Consider the following 23084-nt stretch of genomic DNA (forward strand, 5'->3'; position numbering starts at 1 on the left):
ACATTAGCTAGTCAGAAAAGAGAATGAAAATCAATTTGAAACGTGATAGATTAACAGGTATACTTCTCGTGGCGATGATGTTCGTCGGTATGAATGTATCCGCCCAACGGATCCGCGTGCAGGGGCATATCACAAACCCGCAGGGAAAAAGTGTTCCGAATGTAAATGTGTTGAATCCGGTCAATGACGAACGTATAGAAATGTCCGACGAGGATGGTCGTTACAGTGTCTTGGTTGAGAAAAACGGCTCGTTGAAGTTTACATGTGTCGGTTATGAGGACAAAACAGTGAAGGTGGCAGGAAAGCAGATTTTGAATGTAGTATTGAAAGATGCCGTCATCGAACTGGACGAAGTTACGATTACTTCCAAAGTGAAGGACAAAGTGATTCCGGAACCTACGGACATCGAAATCAAAGGTAATTATTTTCATCTGAAAACCCGTGTCCCGGTGCCTAAGGAGATGTTTAACTCACATCGTCGCTTGGTATTGCAGCCTTCCATTTATGATGTGACACTGAAAAAGCGTCTGTTGATGCGTCCTGTTGTATTCGACGGGGATACTTATAATACAACGCAAAATCGAATGTACGATTATGATATGGATAAAGATCCTTTGCACGATTACATCCGTGTGAAAACTACTTCTTCACGCAAGGGGGATATTATTGCTTACCATGATTCTATCTATATAGAATATCTGCAACATGACTACCGTGCAGATGTGCATCTGGCGATGGAAAATTACCGGAATATCATTTATCGTGACTCTTTCTCCATTGCACGCGGAACGGTCAACCCGCTTCGTTTCTTGGAGTATAAATTCTCCGCTTTCAGTCTGACGGACGAGAAATATCTTCCGAAACCCGTGATGCAGTTGCGGGATACGAAAGGTGAGGTAAACTTAACCTTCCTGGTAGGTAAAGCCGACCTGGATGATAAGAATCCACAAAATCAGGTGGAACTGAACCGATTGAATCAGGAATTGCGTGGTATTGAGACGAACCCGGATGCCTCTTTGAAGAGTTTTCATATTACGGGGGTGGCTTCGCCGGACGGTTCTTACGCGACGAATCTTCGTCTGGCAAAATTGCGTACGGATAAAGCCCTGGAACGTATACTGGCACAACTGGACCCGGAAACACGTAAACTGTTGGAGGTGAAATCGGATGCATCGGTTGCCTCTTGGAAGGAGGTAGCTGAATTGCTGAAAAAAAACTCCAAGCCGGAACTGGCTAAAGAAGTAGAGGACTTAATCAAACAATATGCAGCTACTCCTTACCGGTTGAATGGGGTCTTGAAATCGAAACCTTTCTACAAGGAACTTGCGGCTACTTATCTGCCTAAATTGAGAAAGGTGCAATATACGTATGGTTATTCAATCTTCCGTTCTTTGACGGACGACGAGATTAGAGAACTTTACAGAAAGAATCCGAAGGAACTGACCCGTTTCGAATATTACCGTATGATTACGACAGCAAAAACTCCCGACGAAAGGGAAAAGTATTGTAGGGAAGCTCTTGAACTTTATGATAACTTTACGTATGCAGCCAATGAACTGGCAGTGGCAACGATACAGAAAGATACTCCGGATTCACGTATTCTCGAACCGTTTGTCAGTAAATCGGCACCGGCGGAGTTATTGTCCAATCAGGCTATTGCCTTGCTGCATGAAGGGAAATATACAAAAGCAGATTCAGTCTTGACCTTGGTTCCCGAAGAAGCGGTTTCTGAAGATTTGCAGGCCATTGTTCAGGCATTGGCCGGTTATTATAATGATGCTTTCGAAAAGGTGGCGGCTACCAGCCCTTTCAATGAGGTGGTGATGCTGCTGGCAATGAAGAAGAATCAGGAAGCATGGGATAAGATTTCTACCATGGATGTAGAGACCGCCCGCGAATATTATATAAAAGCGATTGCCGCCAACCGCCTGGAGAAAATAGGTGATGCGATTATGAGCATTGAGAAGGCCCTTGAACTTGATCCTTCCTTATTGGAAGTAGCGAAGGTGGACGGTGATATTATTGACTTGCTGCCGGAAGAGCAGAAAATTAAATAATGATATATACAACAAGAGTAAACGATGAATATCTTCAGAATCAACAATAAATATGTAGCAGTGGCAATCTTCCTGATGCTTGCTGTTACCTTACAGGCACAGGATTATGGTGCATTGCAATATATGTTACAGAAACGGCCTGCAAATGAAAAGTTCGAGAGCAATAAATTCAATGAACATCTCTTTTTCTCTGCCGGAATAGGGCCATACAGCTTGTTAACAAGTGGAGATAGTCAGGATGGAATGGGAATGACCGCCCATCTCTTTATGGGAAAGTGGATTACTCCGGTTCATGGACTTCGGATAGGGGTGAATTTAGGTTATCTGCCGTCGAGTATCTACGATTCTAAAATAAAAATGGGTGGCGGCAGCCTGGACTATCTGTTGAATATGTCCTCCCTGGCATACGGATACAATGCAAACCGTTGTTTTGAGTTAGTAGGGATTGCAGGTATAGAAGCCGGTTATTCTAAGGTGGGCGACAATAGCGATCGTTCCGAAAAGTATCCGGATTTGAAAGGCGGCGGTCAGCTTTATTACGGCGCTCATCTCGGTTTACAGGGAAATGTACGTCTTTCTTCTACATTGGATTTGTTTGTAGAACCGCGGATCGGATGGTATAATGACGGTTTTGCGTATACGGAAAGTTGGAGAAACTATAAAATGGCTGGTTCGGTTCTGGTAGGTCTGACCTATATGCCTGCTGCTCCGATGGGAACTAAGATTCATTTCGATGATTTCGATAAAAGTTCCTTCCTGAATCATATGTTTATCTCTTTATCCGGTGGTATCAGTACACTGAAAGTTCCGGGAATCAAGAATACGATTAAAGGATTAGGTCCCCAGTTCTCTGCCGGAATCGGTAAATGGTTCAGTCCTTCTTCCGGTCTGCGTTTGTCCGGGACGGTTGGACTTTCAGACACCCCTTCGGGCAGTGCAAGCGGCTACTTTAAACATGTCGATCTGCATGCGGACTATCTGTTGAATATCAATAATGTTCTTTGGGGATATGATGAAGACAGAATATTTAGTCTGATCGGTATTGCCGGAGTTAACCTGGCAGGTACGAAAGGAGTGGATAAAACCGCCAAGTATGCTCCGGGAATAGGAGTCGGTGTGCAAGGAAGTTTCCGTATCAACTGTTCTGTGGATTTATTTATAGAACCTCGCCTCAATGTGTATAATAAGAGATATGCAGGAGGTCGCGGAGTAGGTGGCAATACGGATCAGCTCGGAGAGTTGAATTTTGGTTTGACTTATCATACGATTGACCGTGCGGCACGTCCGAAGAACGGATTCTCAAGCAATCACATCGCAGACAATCTGTTTATGACTTCGGGAATCGGTGTGCAAATGTTCCTGAATAAGACGAATCTTGAAAACCTTGGTTCTTTAGGTCCGCAGGCTTCTGTCTCTATCGGTAAGTGGTTGAGCCCTTATTCCGGTTTGCGCCTGGTGGGTACGGGTGGATTCTTTACGAACTATGTAGTTCCGGGAAGTGTTAAAGCGGGCAAACTTAGACATGCCAGCGTCAGTGGTGGTCTTGATTACTTGTGGAACATAACGTCTACCATGAGTGGATATAATCCCGATCGTATCTTTGATTTAATAGGTTCGGTAGGTGTCAACCTTGCTTATACTTCCAAATCAGACCATAAGTTCCAACCGGGTATTAATGCAGGCATACAGGGATTATGGCATGTGAATGATTTTCTCGGTTTGTACATTGAACCGCAGATTCGCTTGTATGGAGATAAATTCATTGAAGGTAATCTGGGCTTTATGCAGAAAGACGTAATGGTAGGAGTCAATGCAGGTTTCCACTATCGCTTTGTTCCTTATTCAAAAGCAGCCAATCGCAGCGTGTTTGGTCAGGATGACAAGCGTTACTTCATCTCCGGTGCACTTGGATTGGGTAGCTTGCTCGTAGCCAACAAAGATTTGGTGAAGAATGCAGGTGTAGAAGCAAAAGGAAGCATAGGTAAATGGTACACTCCGTTATCTGCATGGCGGGTAAATGGAACAATTATGTACAAGGCCAAAACGTCGTCGAAGATGAATCTTCATTATGCCGGTTTGGGTATGGATTATATGATGAGTCTGGCCACATTGGCAAAAGGATACAGCCCCGACCATGTGATAGATGTTGTTCCTTTTGTGGGAGTTACGGCCGGACTGGTACGCCGTTACGGTAAGTTCCGAGCAGTGCCGGGACTGGATGCCGGTGTGCAGGTAAAGCTGAAAGTGGCTTCTTCTTTGTATCTGTATGCCGAACCTAAAGTCGGTATCCGTACCGATACATACGATGGCTCCGAACAGGGAAGACCTGACCGCGTAGCTTCCATGGTAGGTGGATTATTGTACAGATTCAAGATGCCTACTTTCCAATAAGAAGAAAAATAAGAAATCGAATAAAAAGGGTTGCGCAATACCGGATTAGTGATTGTGCAACCCTTTTTGTATTCCATTTCCAAGAAATTACGGTTACATAAACGTTACATTAATATTACTTCCATTTCTACCTGATAATGAATAAAATGAATCTTTAGAATTCATTTTCTCCCTTGCTATTCTCCTCTACTTTTGCTCCAGAAATTAAAACGAAAACGTATGAAAACGATTACTGAAGCAATATCGAAACAAAGTTCAAACAGAAGATTAGCCGATTTCCTCTTTATTCTATGGGCAGGTGGAGCAGCCCTTCTTTCTTACTCACTGGTTTATACATTGCGCAAACCTTTCACAGCTGCTACTTTTGACGGGATAGAAGCATTCGGCTTTGATTATAAAGTACTGGTTACTATCATTCAGATAGCAGGTTATCTGATAGCCAAGTTTATAGGTATCAAGTTGATTTCCGAATTGAAGAGAGAGAATCGCCTGAAGTTTATACTCGTTTCCATTGCCGTAGCGGAATTGTCATTGGTTGCGTTCGGAGCACTTCCCACTCCTTATAATATGTTTGCCATGTTCTTCAATGGATTGTCATTGGGCTGTATGTGGGGAGTTATTTTCAGTTTTATCGAAGGTCGCCGCACTACGGATATTTTGGCCAGTCTTTTAGGAATCAGTATTGTTATCAGTTCGGGAACGGCAAAATCCATCGGATTGTTCGTTATGAATACATTGAACGTCAGCGAATTTTGGATGCCGGCACTTATCGGTGCTTTTGCACTTCCTTTATTGGCTCTTTTGGGATATAGCTTAACCCGTTTGCCACAACCTACGGCACAAGATATAGAACAAAAAAGTAGTCGTGTAACTCTGAATGGCAAGCAACGGAAAGAACTGTTCATCGACTTTATGCCATTTCTTGTATTATTGTTTGTAGCTAACCTAATGTTGGTAGTGCTTAGAGATATTAAGGAAGATTTCCTGGTGAAGATTATTGATATGAACGGACAGTCCTCATGGATGTTTGCGCAGGTAGATACAGTCGTTACATTAATAATTCTGGCGTTATTCGGAGCGATGGTCTTTGTGAAAAGTAACATAAAAGTTTTGGTTGCCCTGCTGGGATTGGTCGTACTTGGGACAGCCACCATGAGTTTTATATCTTTCAATTATGATTCTCTGCAATTGGATGCAATCACCTGGCTGTTTGTCCAAAGTCTCTGTCTGTATATTGCCTACCTCTGTTTTCAAAGCATTTTTTTCGACCGCTTCATCGCTTGTTTCAAGATAAAAGGAAATGTCGGTTTCTTCATTGTGACCATTGATTTTATCGGATATACGGGAACTGTACTTGTCTTGATGTTCAAAGAATTTGCCCATGCAGACATAAACTGGTTGGAATTTTATAATATATTATCCGGTTACGTAGGACTGATCTGTACGGTTGCTTTCACCTGCTCCATGATTTACCTGATACAGCGCTATAAAAAAGAGAAACAACTGAAGAAAGCGAAAGAAGCCGAAATGAGCAACGGGATAAAATTTACGGGAGAAGGTATGGAGCCAACTACTTTTTCACAAATTTGATAAAAGGTGGACGATGAAAATAATAGGACTATATTTGAAATTCTCCTTCCTTCTATCTCTAATACTAACGACTTCCCGGATAACGGCACAGAATCTACCCGATGGCATACAATATAAAATCACCGGGCGTCTATTAATGGATGGAGGAGTGTATCTGAAGAATCCGAATAACTTTGGCAACGGCACGGAATTTAATGACCTTCGCATCGGTGTAAAAGCTACCTATCAGAACTGGGGAATGAAACTGGAAATGGGATATGCCGGAAACAAAGTAGCCATCAAAGATGCTTTTGCCACCTATTCCTATAAGAATAGTTCCATTCAGATAGGACAATTCTATGAGCCATTCAGTCTCGATATGATTTGTAGTACATTTGATCTTCGCTTCAACCAATCTCCGGGAGCTGTGCTGGCATTGACAAATAGCCGACGTATGGGAGTAGCCTATTCCTATCGTACCCAATATTACTATCTGTGTGGCGGATTCTTTACCGATAATGATTTGAGCAACCTGAAAAACGCATCGCAAGGATATGCCATTGACGGACGTTTGGTTTACCGTCCACTTTATGAGCAAGCGAAACTGATACATATAGGATTAGCAGCTATCCATCGTACACCGGACGGCACGCTTCCCGAAGATGAGAACAGGAATACGTTTACTTATAAATCTCCGGGCGTGAGCACGATTGATAATCGTACATTAATACAAGCAGATGTAGATCATGCAGCATCCCAATTTAAAATAGGAACCGAACTGCTAATTTACTATCATAAATTCTTTCTTCAGAGTGAATACATCCGCGCCCATGTAAAACGGGAAAAGGGTTTTGAGAACTATACGGCACAAGGAGCTTATCTGCAATGTTCCTGGCTATTGTTGGGACAGAATTATCTGTATGACGAAGAAGTAGCCTGTCCCGGAAGACCGGAAGGAAAAGCACTCGAACTATGTGCCCGTTTCAATTATCTCTCTCTGAATGATGCCGGAATAAAAGGCGGAACACAGAAAGACCTCTCCTTCGGATTGAATTACTATATCAATAAACACATTGCTGTCAAATTGAATTATAGCTACTTCATCCCCGGCTCGCATATCAAAGAGATCGAAAGCACAAACTTTAGTGTAGTACAGGGACGTTTTCAATTCATATTCTAGTACTTGGCAGTTCCGTTCGAATAAAGCTATAATAAAGAATAGGAAGGTGTATTGTATACTAGTTTTACTAAATGTTTCAAAGACATATCGAGAGCACTGCCGACTCAATATGCAGAACCGTATGTAAAAAGTAAAAAATAAGAAGACTGAAAAAACTGGAATGTTCTAGGTAAATCTCCTTTATTGTTCGTAATAGACAATAAAGGAGATTTTTTGCATTGGTTATTTTTTCTATAGTTTCTGTTACCAGTTTGCCAACCTGGGTGGAATAGAAAGTATAGTTTTAGAAAGAACTTCAATAAACAGAATAATTAAAATATAACATAGTTTAGTGATATGAATATAGTAGGAGTTTTATCAGGTAAAAGAAAATGTTTGTTAGCAATAGCTATTGCATTTTCGACATTCGGGAATGCCCAATTAGTAATCTATCCGGAAGGATTGAACACTGGTATGCCACATAATGATGATTATACAGTCAAAGTACGTGAAGCAGGTGGTGAATGGAAAGATGTATTCGAATATGAAGTCCAAGTAGATATGGATCGGGTACAATCTGCTTCAATGGTACAGTTTGATATAGGCAGTCCCGTAGAAGTGATGGTGAAAAAGAACAATGGCACCATTCAGGATGTGAAAATCCGTCCGTTAGCAATAGGTATACAACATACGGTAAACCACAATGCTATCTTTTTTACACTCACTAGACCTCAATGCCTGTCGATTGAGTTTAACGGTGATCGTTTGCATAATCTTCATTTGTTTGCTAATCCTTTGGAAACAGAAACTTATACTGAAAGCAGTGACAAAGTAATGTATTTCGGACCGGGTGTCCATCGTCCGAAAGATTTGCCGAATACACAGATACAGATTCCTTCCAATACTACTGTTTATTTAGCTCCCGGAGCTGTTGTAAAAGCTAAATTATTGATTGACAAAGCTGAAAATGTACGCATTGTCGGGCGTGGTATTCTCGACCATCCGATCCGTGGAATAGAAGTTACTCATTCTAAAAATATATGGATTGACGGTATTACAGTTATAAATCCAGATCACTATACAGTATTTGGTGGTGAGTCTACAGGGTTGACCATCAATAATTTAAAGTCTTTTAGTTGTAAAGGATGGAGTGATGGCATAGATCTGATGTGTTGCAGTGACGTATTAATAGACAATGTTTTTATGCGGAACAGTGATGATTGTATTGCCATCTATGCCCATCGCTGGAACTATTACGGAGGAAGTCGTAACGTGACTTTACAGAATTCAATCCTTTGGGCGGATATTGCTCATCCGATCAACATTGGAGGACACGGTAACCCGGACGATAAGGTTGGAGAGATTCTTGAGAATATAACTGTCCGTAATGTCGATATTCTGGAACATGATGAAGATGATCTTCTTTATCAGGGCTGTATGGCAGTGGATTGCGGTGATAAAAACTTGGTACGCAAAGTATTATTTGAGGATATCCGTGTAGAGAATATCCAGGAGGGAAGATTGTTTCATATTAATGTTCGTTTCAATTCAAAGTATGATAAGCAACCCGGCCGGGGAATTGAAGATATTATTTTTCGGAATATCATTTATAATGGAGTAGGGGAGAATCCATCTCTATTGAAAGGGTTTGATAAAGAACGTTCCGTCAAGAATATCATCTTCGATAATGTGATTATCAACGGCATGAAGATGAAAAATATAGATGATTTTATCACGAATGAATACATAAAGAATATCACAGTCAAATAGCATAATCTGGTATATGAAGTATGAATGGAAAAATCTCTTTGTATTAGGTGCAAACTTCTTTTCTTCTAATATCAAACTTTCTTTAGGTTAAACATAAACTATAAATGCAAGTTTCATTTATATAATTAGAACTTGCAATTATATAAATGAAACTTTCGTTTTTATAATCAAAGCTTGCAATTATAGATTTCTATTAGATAAGAGTAACTTTAGTATTAGAAGGAAAGAACTTTGCAATAGGAAGATAATAACTTATCTATTAATAGATGAGAGCAAAGCTGCACTGGAATCAGAATTAAGGAGTCTGGAAGAGAACCATGAGTATAAATACAAGAGTTTTATTCCCGGGTTTATGCTAATCAAAGTAAATGTTTCATTCACTTTGAACTCCTTTTTATTACTAAATACTATCTTTGCTTATCACTTGTATAAAAAACGAATCGCACTATGATTAACAAAATTATATGGATTATTGGGATTGTATGGATTGGGAATATTCAAAATGGAGTGCAAGCGCAACGACGTAACTTTATCCATCCCGGAATCACCTATACCCAAGGTGATTTAGACCGGATGAAAGCTATGGTCAAGGCGAAACATGAGCCTTATTATTCTACTTTTCTGAAATTAAAGGAATCTCCCTATTCTTCACTCAATACGCAAGTTATCAATCGGGGAAAACAAATCAGAGAAGGACGTTTTAATGCTACTATCGGAGTAGATGGCAGGCGGGCACATGACTTAGCATTGCTTTGGCATCTGACGGGCGATGAGGCTTATGCCCGTAAAGCGGTCGAATATCTGAATGCTAATTCTTATTATACCAATACAAGTAGTCGTGGAACAGGACCATTAGATAACGGAAAGATTTACCTTTTAATTGATGCCGCCGAATTAATGCGTGATTATTCCGGTTGGAAAGTAGAAGACCAGCAACGTTTTAAAAATATGTTGGTCTATCCTGGATATAGCAATACGGAAGATTTCTCTTCCAAATATGCAAATTACTGGGATGATTCAAAGAACGGAGTTACATTCTATTGGAATATTTTTAATTTCGATGCCGCAAGGTTTGGTAATCAAGGACTTTTCGCTGCTCGTGGAATGATGGCAATGGGTATTTACTTAGATAACGAAGTAATGTATGACCGTGCTTACCGTTATTTATTGGGAATGAAGCATCGACCGGATGATTTACCTTATCCTTCAGGACCGACGGTCACTAGCAAAGAACCGATTAAGAAATCACCAACCATGCTTGATTATAAATTGGAAGGAAGAGAAAACAAGATTTCAGATTATGGATACGATGAACAGCTACAGTATTATATCTATCCAAACGGTCAATGTCAGGAGTCGAGTCGCGACCAGGGACATGTATTGGCAGGTATCCACAATTATGTAGCTATCGCAGAAATGGCATGGAATCAGGGAGATTCTTTGTATAATTGTCTCAATAACCGTTTGCTTCTTGGTTTGGAATGGAACTATCGTTATAACCTCTCTAAAGTCCAGACCTATGAAGAGCAAAAAGAGCCTTGGGAACCGACAAGTTATAGTAAGAATTCAAATGAAGTTACCTTTGAGAACGGAAAATTTCTCCAGATAAAAAGCCGTAGTGGACGTTGGGAATCCGTAGCCGTATCTCCTCACGGACGTGGAGACGTAGCAGGTAGTGGCGGAACTCGTGAAATGGCATTGGCGCATTATGCAGTACGTGCTGGATTGCCGGAGAACAACTATACCTGGTTGAAACGTTACCGTGATTATATGATAGAACATCACGGTTGCGAAAACTGGGGGATAGCACCCAACTGGTTTTATGAATGGACTGGCTGGGGAACATTGACCAAGCGATTGACTCCCTGGATGGCAGGCGATCCCGTTTCTTTCTCTACGGGAAAGCGTGTATCAGGAATTCATTTGCTACCTTGTGAAATATCGGCTGCCGATTACGATTATTATTGTCTTGCGGAAGATCCCGAAGGGCATACCTATCACAATGTAGGAAAGAAACGTGGCAACGAATACAGACCTGACGGAGCAGTAGAGCTACGAAAAGAAGAAGATAATTACGTCGTTACCCAAATAGAAGATGGAGAATGGATGAATTATACTGTAAGTATTCCTACCGATGGAGATTATACCGTTTATCTTGTTTATCAATCAAAAGGAAATTCTTTATTGTCCGTAGCCTCTGATTCAGAAGTAAAGACAGAACCCATGCAATTACCCAGTTCTATACAATGGACGGAAAGAGAAATAGGAAAACTCACTCTTCCCGCAGGAGCTTGTGTACTTCGTTTACAGATAGAGCAAGCCGGAGATAAACTCGAAATTCAGAAAATAATAGTAAAGCAGGATAAGGGGATTTGATTCTTCGTTCGTACTTAATAATAGTACTACAAAAAAAGATGGCCATGAAAATTCGAATATGTTTGTTAATCATACTAATGGGATTATTGTATCCGGGTTATATTAGCTCGCAAGAATCCCCTTATGTATTCCGCCAGATTGGAGTTGTCGAAGGATTACCGGATAACTATGTAAAAAGCGTTTTCCCCATTCCCGACGGACGTATCGGTGTGCGAAGTACTGTGTTATTAAGCCTGTATGACGGTGCGAACTATTCAAATTTCCCTTTCAATATTCATGGCGAATATTCGATAGCATATAACCATATTATTCCCGAACAATATATTGATGCCGACAAACGTTTGTGGATGAAAGAACGCAAGAGCCTACGCGTCTTCGATTTGACTACCGAACAGTACATCTATAACGTAGATTCTTTATTTCAACAATTCGGCTTAAAGGATAAAGTGGCGGACCTGATTATTGATTCAGAGAAACATTGTTGGTTTCTGACGCCGGGTTCCTCTGTCTATATGTACGATGCAGAGACAAAATCAATCGAACAGGTTTGTAGGAATGATGAGTTTATGGAATACTATGGAGGATTACTCGGAGTAGAAAGTCATGGAAAATACAGTTGGATGGTTCATCAGAAAGGGGCTATCCGTTGCTACGATTTAGAAAAGAAACGTTTCGTGCATCAACTTGATTTCCTGAAAGACCAACTGAAACCGGATGACCGTGTGGTTTTGAAGATACTCGATAATGGTGACTTTTGGTTGATGTGGGATCGTGGAGTAGGCTATTATGATGTCTATAATAAAAAATGGAACCAAATTTCAGGTATCCAACTCGGACACTATTCATGGTTTACTTCTATGGATGTGGATAAAGGTGGAAATGCATGGGTAGGAACCGTTATTGATGGATTCTATGTCATTGATATGCACAATTTCTCTGTAACCCGGACACTGGATATTCCTTTATTATTAGGTAATACAGTACGAAACGGTATTCAAAGCATCTATTGCGACCGGGAAAATAATTCCGTTTGGATAGGACTTTATAATCAGGGAATGTGTTATTATCATCCCAGCATGAATAAAATAGTGCTGTACAATAAGAAGATGATAAATGGCGACTGGAAAGGAGAGGAAATCCGTTGTATGCTCGAAACATCTAGAGGAGAAATTCTGATGGGTACTACGCAGGGTGTCTATCGCTATGAACCGGAGACTAAAAGCATGAACAGATTCTATCATGAATTCAGTCAGAAGAATTGCCGTGTACTTTATGAGGACAGCAAGAAGCGTGTTTGGGTCGGAACATACCACGATGGGCTCTACTGCATAGATCATGGAAAGGTACAATCTTACGATTATCCCGATACGGATTATCAGAATGAATTGGATTTCAGTAATATCCGTGTCATGGTCGAAGATTCTTCCGGTCGATTGTGGGTAAGTATATATGGTGGTGTAGGATTATTCAATCCTGAAAACGGGCAAATAAACTTATTGTCCGAACAGTTTCCCGAACTCAAAAAATATAAAGTAGCGAATGCATTGGCCATAGATAATCGATCCCGGTTGGTCGTAGGCAGTGATAATGGACTCTACATTTACGATCCTGCAACGAATAAAATATGGATACCGGAGGAAGACGGGCAGGCTAATTCTATTTTCAATCAGGGAAGTATCAAGTATAATCAGATCCTCAAAGACCATGAGGGAACTTTATGGTTTGCTACACAATATGGCTTGAGCGTTTTGACTTACAATGGGCAAAGCTACACATTAGGGAAAGAAGAAGGTCTGTCTAAAGCTATCCTGAACGTAGTGGAAGATAAGAACCATGATATATGGATTTCGACAGTCACTTCTATTTATAAGATAAAAGTAGACAGAAGAGCAGATAAATACAGTTTTCATGTAATCAGCTGTCTGTCGGAAGATGAAATCCGTCAGGATGATTTATATAGTTTCCCTTCGTTAATGACCAGGGACAATCAGCTTTTCCTGGGGCTGATGAACGGCTTTATCGCTTTCTCACCAGAAAACATGATAGATAATCAGTGCCTCAATCGTCCTCTGTTTACTTCATTCCGCTTGTTTAATGTTCCGGTTGTTTCGGGCGAAGCATATAACGGACGTGTCTTATTTGATAAAGCATTAAGTTATTCGGACGAAGTACAATTAAAATATGATGAGAACTATATCACACTTGAGTTTTCTGGTCTGAACTTCCCTAATCCTTCTCAAACCTCTTTCCGTTACCAACTGGAAGGATTTGACAAAGAATGGACGGAAACCCTTTTTGAGAATGGACAAGGACGTGTGGTCTATAATAATCTCCCTTCGGGCGAATACATTTTCCGTGTGTCCGCTGCCGGAAACGACCGGATATGGGGACCGGAGTCTGCATTCAAAATTGTCATTCATCCCCCGTTCTGGGATACACTGGCCGCTCGTATTTTCTATGCAATTTTAGTTATTCTCTTAATCTTCGGGTTGATCTACGTAATAAACCGCCGCAACCGGCAGAAGATGATTCGTATGCAAGAAGAGGAAGCGTTGAAGCAGAAAGAAGAACTGGATCAGATGAAATTCCGCTTCTTCACAAATATAAGCCATGAACTCCGCACTCCGCTGACATTGATTATCACGCCATTAGACATGGTGATACGTCGATTGACAGACGATGCGATGAAAAAACAACTGAATACCATCTATAAGAATGCTCAAAACCTATTGTCATTGGTGAATCAGCTACTCGATTTCCGCAAACTGGAAATGAAAGGAGAGAGGTTGCATCTGATGAACGGCGATATGGAGGAATTTATTGTTTCTGCCTATAACAACTTCATGCCAATGGCAGTAGAGAAGCACCTTAACTTTGTGAACCAATCTGAACATAGAGCGCTTTATATGTTCTTCGACCGGGATAAGGTACATAAGATTGTGAATAATCTTTTGTCCAATGCCTTCAAATATACGCCGGAAGGCGGGACGGTAGACTTACTGCTTGCAACAGAAGAAATAGAAGGAAGAAACTACGTGAGAATATCCGTATCGGACACTGGAATCGGAATATCCGAATCAGACCTTCCTTATATCTTCGACCGTTTCTATCAGGTAGGAAATGAAGGAGACGAAAAAATAGGTAGTGGCATCGGACTTCATTTGGTAAGGGAATATGTAAATATACATGGTGGCCGTATTAAAGTGGACAGCCGGATAGATCGTGGATCAGTATTCACCGTTTGGTTGCCGATGGACCTGAAACCGGAACCGAACGAACTGCCGGAAGAAATCATCGGAACGGAAACACCAGACATTAAAGAGAAAGAAACCACTACATCTACAGTCGATGATAACCTGAAGAAACTGTTGTTAGTGGAGGACAATCAGGAATTCCGTACTTTCCTGAAAGAACAGTTAGAAGATTTTTATCAAATCATTGAAGCGGCAGACGGCGAGGAAGGAGAGCGAAAAGCGATAGAGGAAAATCCGAACCTGATTATCAGCGATATTATGATGCCGAAAGTAGACGGTATCGAACTTTGCCGTCGGATCAAGACGAACGTGCAGACTTCCCATATACCTGTGATATTATTGACAGCCCGTACTGCCGATGATATCAAGATTAACAGCTATGAAGTAGGAGCAGACTCTTATATGTCGAAACCTTTCAACTTTGATATGCTGATGGTACGCATTGAAAAGCTGATAGAGCAGCAGGAAAAGAGAAAACAGGAATTCCGTAAAAACATAGAAGTAAATCCGAGTGCTATCACCATTACTTCAGTAGACGAACAGCTCATACAGAAGTGTCTGGAATACATAGAAAAGAACATGGACAATCCGGAATATGGCGTAGAAGAATTGAGTGGCGATTTGGGTATGGTGCGTATGAGCCTTTACCGCAAGCTGCAATCCATCACCGGACACACACCGACAGACTTTATTCGCAGCATCCGTTTGAAACGGGCGGCACAATTATTACAAGGAAGTCAGTTGCCGATTGTTGAAATAGCGAACCGGGTAGGATTCAGTTCACCCAGCTATTTCTCGAAGTGTTTTAGAGAAATGTTCGGGATGCTTCCCAAGCAATATGCCGAGGAATCGGGAAGAAAAGAATGACATTGTGTTTGTGTTTGTAGTTTAATTATTACATTTGCGCTCAATAAGTGAGATAATTGTAAGATCTTGTTCACATTGGAGCAGAAAAAGTTTTATTTTATAATATATGTTGATATGAAAGTATTAGTTTTAATTTCATTGGTAGGAGGTTTGATGTTATCCTCTTGCGGAGGTAGCAGTTCAAAAAATAATGCAAATGTTAAGGAGGTAAATCCTGCAGATACCATCTATTTGGGAGACTTACGTGAAAAATTTGCAAATGATAGTGTTTTCTTTAAAATAGTGGCACCGGATTTGATGTTGATGGATTATCAGTATCTTTGGGCAGTAACAGAATCGGAAGCAGTAGAGAAAGGACTGACAAAAGAATACTATAAACGTGTGAAGAAAGAAATCAGCGATACGAATGAAGCGATCAAAAGAGGTGTGATGAAAGGTGCGAACGTAAAACGTATACCGGATTTCCAGGCATCACAGGAAAATAAATAATGAATCCTTCCGGATGAAAGCTTTCATCCATGCAAATATAAGAACAGGGGAGTCGTCAAATGTAACGACATCCCCTTTTTTATTGGTGTAACGGTTAGATTTATCCCGATGAAATGGGAAGTTTTTGCAAAAATACACGCTTGTTACGATAGTTTTGTTATCTGTTACTTTTGTGGTATTTGAATTTGAAACTTGTTCCTACTTTTGTATCATCGTTAAACGGATAAATTTAATGCCATGAATAAACAGCAAGCTACATTTGACGACTTCTTCTCTGAATGCTATCTTAAATATAAGGAGTATATCAAGAACTATATCGCTATCCGCATTTGCCATCCGCATGAAGCGGAAGATTTGGCACAGGATGTCTTTGTCCGCTTATGGGAACACAGGGCATTCGTGAACAAAGATACAGTCTGGTCTTTGCTTTTTACCATCGCTCGCAATATAGTAACCGATAAAATCCGTCGTTATTATAAACAGGAAGATTTCGTCGCCTACATATATAATAGGATGGAAGACACCAGTCGGAATACCACAGAAGATACCATTCATTTTCGTGAACTAAAGAAGATGCATGACCAGGTTATGGAAGCTCTTCCTGTTAAACGCCGTCAGATTTATGAACTTAGTTTCAATCATGAACTCTCTTGTCCTGCCATTGCAGGAAAGCTGTCCTTATCTCCCCGTACAGTAGAATGTCAATTATTACTGGCTCGTAAAACGGTTCGTACTTATTTGAAAAATGAATTCTCCAAAGTCGGTTAAATACCAGATTCGGAAAAACACATATTAACTTTAACAATTTAATAGTATTATGGAAATTAAATCCAAATTCTTATGTTCAAAAGGAGTCGCATTGGCTTTCGCCATGCTGCTGGGTGGTTCGCCCGGTGTATTGCTCTATGCAAATGATTCTGTAGAAGAGAGTTTGATGGTAGTCCAGACGGGCCGCATCATCAAAGGACTTGTGACAGATGCGAATGGTGAACCACTGATTGGTTGTAATGTAGTGGTCATAGGAAGCAATGCAGGAGTAATTACCGATATTGACGGTCGGTTTACGCTGAATATTCCTGCTGATGCCAAACAGATAAAAGTTAGCTATATCGGATATGTAGATCAGATTATTAACCTTCATGGCCGCTCTGATTTTAAAGTGGTATTAAAGGAAGATAATAATGCACTGGACGAGGTTGTTGTAGTGGGTTATGGCACGCAGAAAAAAGCGACGTTGACAGGGGCGGTAGAACAAATTGGTAGCCAGGTATTGGAAAGTCGTGCCATTACCAATGTCGGTGCTGCTCTGCAAGGAGCCACTCCGGGTTTGGTAGTCACTCGTTCTTCCTCACGTCCGGGTAATGAAGGTTTAAATTTCCAGATTCGTGGTCTGACATCTGTCAATGGCGGTAGTCCGTTGATTATTGTGGATGGAGTACCCGTATTGAATTCAGAGTCATTCCAAAATCTAAACTCGGATGATATTGAGAATATTAGTGTATTGAAAGACGGTTCAGCTTCCATTTATGGGGCGAAAGCAGCTAATGGCGTTATCTTGGTTACTACCAAAAAAGGTAAAGGCAAGACAACGGTTGATTATGGCTTCAATATGCGTTTCACTACCAATGGTATTATGGCTTTCTCTCCCAGTATGCAGGAATATGCTTCCATGTGGCTGGAAGCCAATAAAGAAATGCCGGAACATGACTGGTGGGGCTGGGGAGAAGAAAACCTGAAGAAGATGGCTCAAGGCATTGAAGGTATTTATGAGTCGACTGTAGCCGATTGGGGTACGATGTTCGTTGGTAATGCCAATCGCCTGGATGAATTGTTTGCCCGCCGTTATTCTTACCAGCATAACTTGAGTGTAGCAGGTTCTACGGATAAATCCGATTACCGCATTTCATTAGCTTATGCTGATAACCAGGCTAATCTGGCTACAGCCTATGACGGACAGAAACAGTTGAACTTGCGCTTAAACTACGGCATCAAATTGACTGATTGGTTCAAACTGGAGACTTTAGCCAGTATGATTAAAACAAATACCGAAACACCCACACATGGTATCGACCGTACACTTTACGGAAACGATGCTCCGTTTTTCCCGGCAAAAAATCCCTATGGACAATGGTACGCTAACTTCGGTAATGTAGGTGATCGCAATGCGGCAGCAGCTACAACGGATGGTGGACGTGACGAGAGAGAGAAGTTGACTACTCGTGTCGATTTTAAAGCATTGGTGGATATTTGGAAAGGAATCACTTTCGAGGGTACTGCTTCATTTCAAAATGAGGAATATCGCAGAGAACGCTATTCGCTTCCGGTACAGTGTTACAATTGGTTCGGCGAGCAGACGGCGAAGTTAGTATATGAAACAACACAAACCCTTAGTACTCCACAAGATGTGATGAATTTTAAAGACTCCCATCAGCCGGGATATTTGGTACAGGCAAATAATGCCCGGTATCAGTACTATTCAGGGTTATTGAAATATAAGCGTACATTTGCCGAAGTACATAATATAGATGCTATGTTCGGCATCAATGCCGAGAAATGGGTGACTAAGAAAGTTGTTACCGCCCGTGAGAAGTTTGAGGATGCCGGAATTTACGATTTGAATTTGGCTACGGGTACACAGGGTAACGGTGGAGGAAAGACTCATAATGGTACCTATTCATATATTGCCCGTTTGAATTATAACTATGCGGAAAAATATATGGTTGAATTGATGGGGCGTCGTGACGGAAATTCCAAGTTTGCTCCCGGTTATCGTTTTAAGAGCTTCGGTTCCGTTTCTTTGGGCTGGGCGTTCTCGGAAGAACAATTTGTAGAATTTCTAAAGCCAGTTCTTTCTTTTGGTAAGCTGCGTTTAAGTTATGGTAGCTCAGGTAATGATGTTGGGCTGGGCGATTACGATTATGTATCTACTGTTTCTCTTGGGACGGCCGGTTTTGGAACTATACCTGCCAACCAGGTATCTTCAGGTTTTGGCGGTTTAATTTCTTATGACCGTACTTGGGAGAAAGTTTCACAAAAAAACTTCGGTATCGATCTTAACTTTTTCGATAATCGTTTGAAAGCTACATTCGATTATTTTATAAAAGATAATACCGGTATGTTAGTGAATGTCACCTATCCGGGCGTATTAGGAGGTAAATCTCCTAAAACGAATAGTGGTCATTTGAATGTAAAAGGTTGGGAATTCACTATTGGATGGCGCGATCAGATTAAAGACTTTTCTTACTATGCCAACTTTAATATTGGTGATACAAAGAGTCTGTTGAAAGAGATGGAAGGAGCAGATTCTTATGGGGCTGGTTGGAATGCAGCTGTGAATGGGTATCCATTGAATTCGTACTTCCTTTATCGCACAGATGGTTACTTTAAAGATCAGGCAGAAGTAGACCGCTATTATGCACTCTATGGAGAGGGTAAAGAAGATTTGACTGGTGTAGGAGCAGGAAGTGCAAGCCGGTTGCGTCCAGGTGATACCAAACGTTTGGATTTGAATGGTGATTATAAGATTTCCGGTGCAGGGAATGAAAATAGCGATTTGCAATATCTCGGTGACTCCAATCCACATTTTGTTTTCGGTTTCACACTGGGAGGATCATGGAAAGGTATTGATGTGAACGCAATGTTCCAAGGTGTCGGCAAGCAGTATGTTATCCGTAATGACTGGATGGCTTATCCTTTTCAAACACGTACTGCCAATCAGAACCCGACATATTTGGGAAAGACATGGACAGAGAGCAATCCGAATGCTGAATTCCCTCGCTTGACTACCAATGCGAATCTCGCACGCTGGAATTATCAGAATAACGACTTTATGATGCAGAATAACCGCTATATCCGTTTGAAAACATTAATAGTCGGCTACACATTGCCGCAGATATGGACGCGCAAGGTGAAACTGGAAAAAGTGCGTGTTTACTTCTCTGGTAATGATTTATGGGAAGCTACCAGTATTCGAGACGGTTTCGACCCGGAAATGGGAGCAGCCTCCAACAACAGTGGATACCCGTTTGCACGTACTTGGTCGTTCGGTCTGAACATCACTTTATAGTAGCTATGGAAAATTAAATACAGAATAGAAGATATGAAAAAGATAACGAACTATATATTAATTTGCACCTGCGCATTGGGATTTTCTTCATGCGTGAATACGTTCCTTGACTTGGAACCACTGGATGCCAAGACAGATGTGATTTATTTCAAAACTCCGGAGCATTTCCGTGAATATGCTAACGGGCTTTACGGGCAATTATTGGGATGGCAGTCTTCCTATGGAAGTATATTCGATCACATGGATGCGGCATCTGATCTTTCTACTTGTTTCAGATATTCGTATGGTGTGGGGACCGGTGTGATGGGAGTTCCTAATGACGATAGCCGTTGGGGTAATTGCTATGGTAATATTCGTGCCACTAATCACATGTTTGAAAGAGCAGTTTCTTCCTATACAGGTAATTTAGCGGATATTAAAAAAGAATTAGCCGAAGGTCATTTTTTCCGTGCCTATAACTATTTTTACTTATTGAAGTTTTTTGGTGGAGTGCCTGTCGTTACGAAAGTTCTCGACGTGACTTCACCGGAGTTATATGGAAAACGTAACAGCCGTTATGAGGTTGTCAACTTGATTCTCTCCGATTTGGATGAGGCTATTGCAGGGTTGCCGTTGGAACAGAATATAACCTCTGCCGACAAAGGTAAAATCAGCAAACAGGCTGCACAGGCATTTAAGGCTCGCGTGTTACTTTATGAAGCTACCTGGCGTAAGTACAATGGTACTTCTACTGATTTTGAAGGTTCTGCCGGTCCGGCTTCCGATCAGGTAAATGCTTTCCTGGAAGAATCTGTTCAACTATCCGAAACAGTGATGGGGGATGCTGCTTATTCTCTTTGGAATTATAATAATGTGGCAGCAATGAAAAATTTGAGCAATCGTTACCTGTTTAATATTGAAGAAGAAGCTAGCAATCCTGCCGGTGCAGGAAGAGCGACGAACAAGGAATTTATCATCGCTTCTGTATATAGTCAGGAAACGCGTAAAGGACAGGTTGATTTGAATCAGGTGATTTATACGGATATGCGTCCCAGCCGGAAATTGATTGATATGTTTTTATGCACTGACGGGCTTCCGGTCAGTATGTCTGATAAGTTCCAGGGATATAAGAATCCGGGGGACGAATTTCAGAATCGGGATTTCCGTTTGACTTCTTATGTAGGTTCATATGCTACGAGCCTGACAGTTGAGAACTGTGGGTATGGTGTTTCCAAGTTTGCTATTACTGATATTCAACGCCAAAGTAAAGATGAATCGGCCAATTATCCGGTACTTCGGTTGGCAGAAGTATACTTGAATTATGCTGAAGCTGTGATGGAACGCTATGGTGAAATATCAGATGACCAGTTGAATAAGTCGATAAATAAAATCCGTGCCCGTGCGGGAATTGCCAACCTAACAAATGCATTGGCAAAGCGAATTCAGGAAGGAGTGCCGGCAAATGCGAGTAAGACAGTCAATCAGGTAATGCTGGATGAGATCCGCCGTGAACGTGCCTTGGAACTCTATATGGAAGGTTTCCGTTGTGACGACCTGAAACGTTGGGGTATTGCGGAGAAGAATCTGAATGAGTCTCGTTGCGGTGCGGTAGTAGGTAATGCCAGCTATCCGACGGCATTTATAGACGAAAACGGGAATGCTACCAGTGCTTTCAATCCGGCTATCTTTACGAAGGGGACGGAAGAAGTGGAAACAGGTAAAGGCAAATTACCTTGTGTAGTGCTTCTCAAATCATCCGACTGCGCATTTACTAAGGGAGATTATTTGTGGGCGATTCCAAGAAATCAAATCAACCTAAATTCAAATCTGGTACAAAATCCGGGATATTAATCATTCAATCGTTTAACGTATAATACCATAGATTATATGAAGTTTTTATTCAAATATACATTTCACTTGGCAATACTTGCTTGTGTTTCCGCACTTTTCTCCGGTTGTGAGCAAGACCCCAAGTATAGAGTTTATGATTATCCTGTACCAGTAGTGGAGAGTATTTATCCTACGGACGGATATGTCACTACACAGGTAGTTATTACGGGAACCAATTTTGGTGACCGTGCTGAAGCAGTGAAAGTTTTCTTCGGTGAAGCCCAATCCAATAAAGTGCTCGATTGCAAAAATAACCGTTTGGTAGTGGAAGTGCCGGAAACTGCAGTAACAGGCAATCTGTCTTTACAGATTTATAATAAAAAGGTGGAGAATATCGGTCATTATACAGTACTGCCTACGCCACGTGTCATTACAGTGACTTCTGATAGTGAAGACGGTGAAGGGGTAGCCGATACGGGAGACAAGGTCACTATAACAGGTGAGAACTTTGGTACGGATCCATCTGATATTTCTGTTAGTTTCAATGGAACGCCGGCCGAATTTGAGCTGGTGGATGAGTCTACTATTGTTGCGACAACTCCTGCTGATTATAAGACAGGTAATGTGACTGTAACTATTCATGGATATACAATGACAGGTAGTGCAATGTTTAATCCTAACTCAAAGGGTGATGTAACAGTGCTTTACCTTCAAAACTACAAGCAGCCGTTTGCCAAGGCAAATGATGAAAACTGGAAGAATGGTGAATGGTGGACTCCGGCAGTGTGGAATCAGAATAAGGCATCTTTCAATGCAAAAAACAATACTACTGTTACCGGAATGCAGTATAAAGCAGCAGAGGGCTTCACATTAGCGTTCCAGAATGGATGGGATAAAGAAGCTTATACGAATGGGAAAATATGGCAAGTTGCTACACTTCGTCCTGGTAAATACAGACTGGAAGTTACTTATGCCTATACGATGGTAGTAAGTGATGTGGGGAATTTTATTTCTGCATTGATGGCTAAAGGAAATAGTGAGAGTGATATACCGAATGTAGCTGATATTGAGCAATTAAATGGAGTTTGTGCGATCTATGACAAAGCTGGAACAAATGATGACTCGGGTATTTTGGTAACACCTTCATTTGAAGTGACGGAGACAACGGATGTTGTCATTGGATTCCTGACTTCTCTGGCTAAAGGTAATTCATACTTTAAGGTGACAGAATTGAAATTGATTCTTGAATGATGTGGAAAAAGAAAAAAGAGTAATTC

The 23084-nt window shown here is 41.1% G+C and carries 12 protein-coding genes; all 12 read left to right on the forward strand.

The window, feature by feature from the left end:
• Positions 1-23 precede the first annotated feature (23 nt).
• The 12 genes from KQP79_RS13145 to KQP79_RS13200 all read left to right on the forward strand — a co-directional run bounded on the left by KQP79_RS13145 (position 24) and on the right by KQP79_RS13200 (position 23058).
• Positions 24-2057 carry a tetratricopeptide repeat protein gene (locus KQP79_RS13145; RefSeq protein WP_015532778.1) on the forward strand — a complete coding sequence of 678 codons (2034 nt, stop codon included), beginning with the start codon at positions 24-26 and terminating at the stop codon, positions 2055-2057.
• Positions 2058-2081: 24 nt separating this feature from the next.
• Positions 2082-4448 (forward strand): hypothetical protein, encoded by a 2367-nt coding sequence (locus KQP79_RS13150; protein ID WP_138343408.1) that lies wholly within the window; start codon positions 2082-2084, stop codon positions 4446-4448.
• A gap of 219 nt (positions 4449-4667) precedes the next feature.
• Positions 4668-6038 carry a DUF5690 family protein gene (locus tag KQP79_RS13155; RefSeq protein WP_138301630.1) on the forward strand — a complete coding sequence of 457 codons (1371 nt, stop codon included), beginning with the start codon at positions 4668-4670 and terminating at the stop codon, positions 6036-6038.
• A 13-nt stretch (positions 6039-6051) separates the two neighbouring features.
• Entirely contained in the window at positions 6052-7197 is a 1146-nt protein-coding gene (locus KQP79_RS13160; RefSeq protein WP_138343406.1) for an OprO/OprP family phosphate-selective porin, read from the forward strand.
• Positions 7198-7533: 336 nt separating this feature from the next.
• A complete protein-coding gene (locus tag KQP79_RS13165; protein WP_138343404.1) occupies positions 7534-8946 on the forward strand; it encodes a glycosyl hydrolase family 28 protein in 1413 nt (470 codons plus the stop codon).
• A gap of 447 nt (positions 8947-9393) precedes the next feature.
• On the forward strand, positions 9394-11322 hold the full coding sequence (locus tag KQP79_RS13170) for an alginate lyase family protein (RefSeq protein ID WP_074556339.1): 1929 nt from the start codon (positions 9394-9396) through the stop codon (positions 11320-11322).
• Between the two features lie 44 nt (positions 11323-11366).
• Positions 11367-15443 (forward strand): hybrid sensor histidine kinase/response regulator transcription factor, encoded by a 4077-nt coding sequence (locus KQP79_RS13175; RefSeq protein WP_061448547.1) that lies wholly within the window; start codon positions 11367-11369, stop codon positions 15441-15443.
• A gap of 114 nt (positions 15444-15557) precedes the next feature.
• Positions 15558-15932 carry a hypothetical protein gene (locus KQP79_RS13180; protein WP_008770872.1) on the forward strand — a complete coding sequence of 125 codons (375 nt, stop codon included), beginning with the start codon at positions 15558-15560 and terminating at the stop codon, positions 15930-15932.
• A 237-nt stretch (positions 15933-16169) separates the two neighbouring features.
• On the forward strand, positions 16170-16700 hold the full coding sequence (locus KQP79_RS13185; RefSeq protein ID WP_004302348.1) for a sigma-70 family RNA polymerase sigma factor: 531 nt from the start codon (positions 16170-16172) through the stop codon (positions 16698-16700).
• A gap of 49 nt (positions 16701-16749) precedes the next feature.
• Positions 16750-19998 carry a SusC/RagA family TonB-linked outer membrane protein gene (locus KQP79_RS13190; protein WP_138343402.1) on the forward strand — a complete coding sequence of 1083 codons (3249 nt, stop codon included), beginning with the start codon at positions 16750-16752 and terminating at the stop codon, positions 19996-19998.
• A 33-nt stretch (positions 19999-20031) separates the two neighbouring features.
• Positions 20032-21828 (forward strand): RagB/SusD family nutrient uptake outer membrane protein, encoded by a 1797-nt coding sequence (locus KQP79_RS13195; RefSeq protein WP_008774960.1) that lies wholly within the window; start codon positions 20032-20034, stop codon positions 21826-21828.
• Between the two features lie 36 nt (positions 21829-21864).
• Complete coding sequence (locus KQP79_RS13200) at positions 21865-23058, forward strand: DUF5013 domain-containing protein (RefSeq protein ID WP_061448502.1); 1194 nt, start codon at positions 21865-21867, stop codon at positions 23056-23058.
• Positions 23059-23084 lie beyond the last annotated feature (26 nt).

This window comes from Bacteroides sp. DH3716P (assembly GCF_025914115.1).
Taxonomy (GTDB): Bacteria; Bacteroidota; Bacteroidia; order Bacteroidales; family Bacteroidaceae; genus Bacteroides; species Bacteroides ovatus.

Excerpts from the sequence above, each read along its gene's own strand:
- KQP79_RS13180 (WP_008770872.1), top strand. The coding sequence starts at position 15,558 with ATGAAAGTATTAGTTTTAATTTCATTGGTAGGAGGTTTGATGTTATCC.
- KQP79_RS13190 (WP_138343402.1), top strand. The coding sequence starts at position 16,750 with ATGGAAATTAAATCCAAATTCTTATGTTCAAAAGGAGTCGCATTGGCT.
- KQP79_RS13195 (WP_008774960.1), top strand. The coding sequence starts at position 20,032 with ATGAAAAAGATAACGAACTATATATTAATTTGCACCTGCGCATTGGGA.
- KQP79_RS13155 (WP_138301630.1), top strand. The coding sequence starts at position 4,668 with ATGAAAACGATTACTGAAGCAATATCGAAACAAAGTTCAAACAGAAGA.
- KQP79_RS13200 (WP_061448502.1), top strand. The coding sequence starts at position 21,865 with ATGAAGTTTTTATTCAAATATACATTTCACTTGGCAATACTTGCTTGT.
- KQP79_RS13170 (WP_074556339.1), top strand. The coding sequence starts at position 9,394 with ATGATTAACAAAATTATATGGATTATTGGGATTGTATGGATTGGGAAT.
- KQP79_RS13185 (WP_004302348.1), top strand. The coding sequence starts at position 16,170 with ATGAATAAACAGCAAGCTACATTTGACGACTTCTTCTCTGAATGCTAT.
- KQP79_RS13145 (WP_015532778.1), top strand. The coding sequence starts at position 24 with ATGAAAATCAATTTGAAACGTGATAGATTAACAGGTATACTTCTCGTG.
- KQP79_RS13175 (WP_061448547.1), top strand. The coding sequence starts at position 11,367 with ATGAAAATTCGAATATGTTTGTTAATCATACTAATGGGATTATTGTAT.
- KQP79_RS13165 (WP_138343404.1), top strand. The coding sequence starts at position 7,534 with ATGAATATAGTAGGAGTTTTATCAGGTAAAAGAAAATGTTTGTTAGCA.
- KQP79_RS13150 (WP_138343408.1), top strand. The coding sequence starts at position 2,082 with ATGAATATCTTCAGAATCAACAATAAATATGTAGCAGTGGCAATCTTC.
- KQP79_RS13160 (WP_138343406.1), top strand. The coding sequence starts at position 6,052 with ATGAAAATAATAGGACTATATTTGAAATTCTCCTTCCTTCTATCTCTA.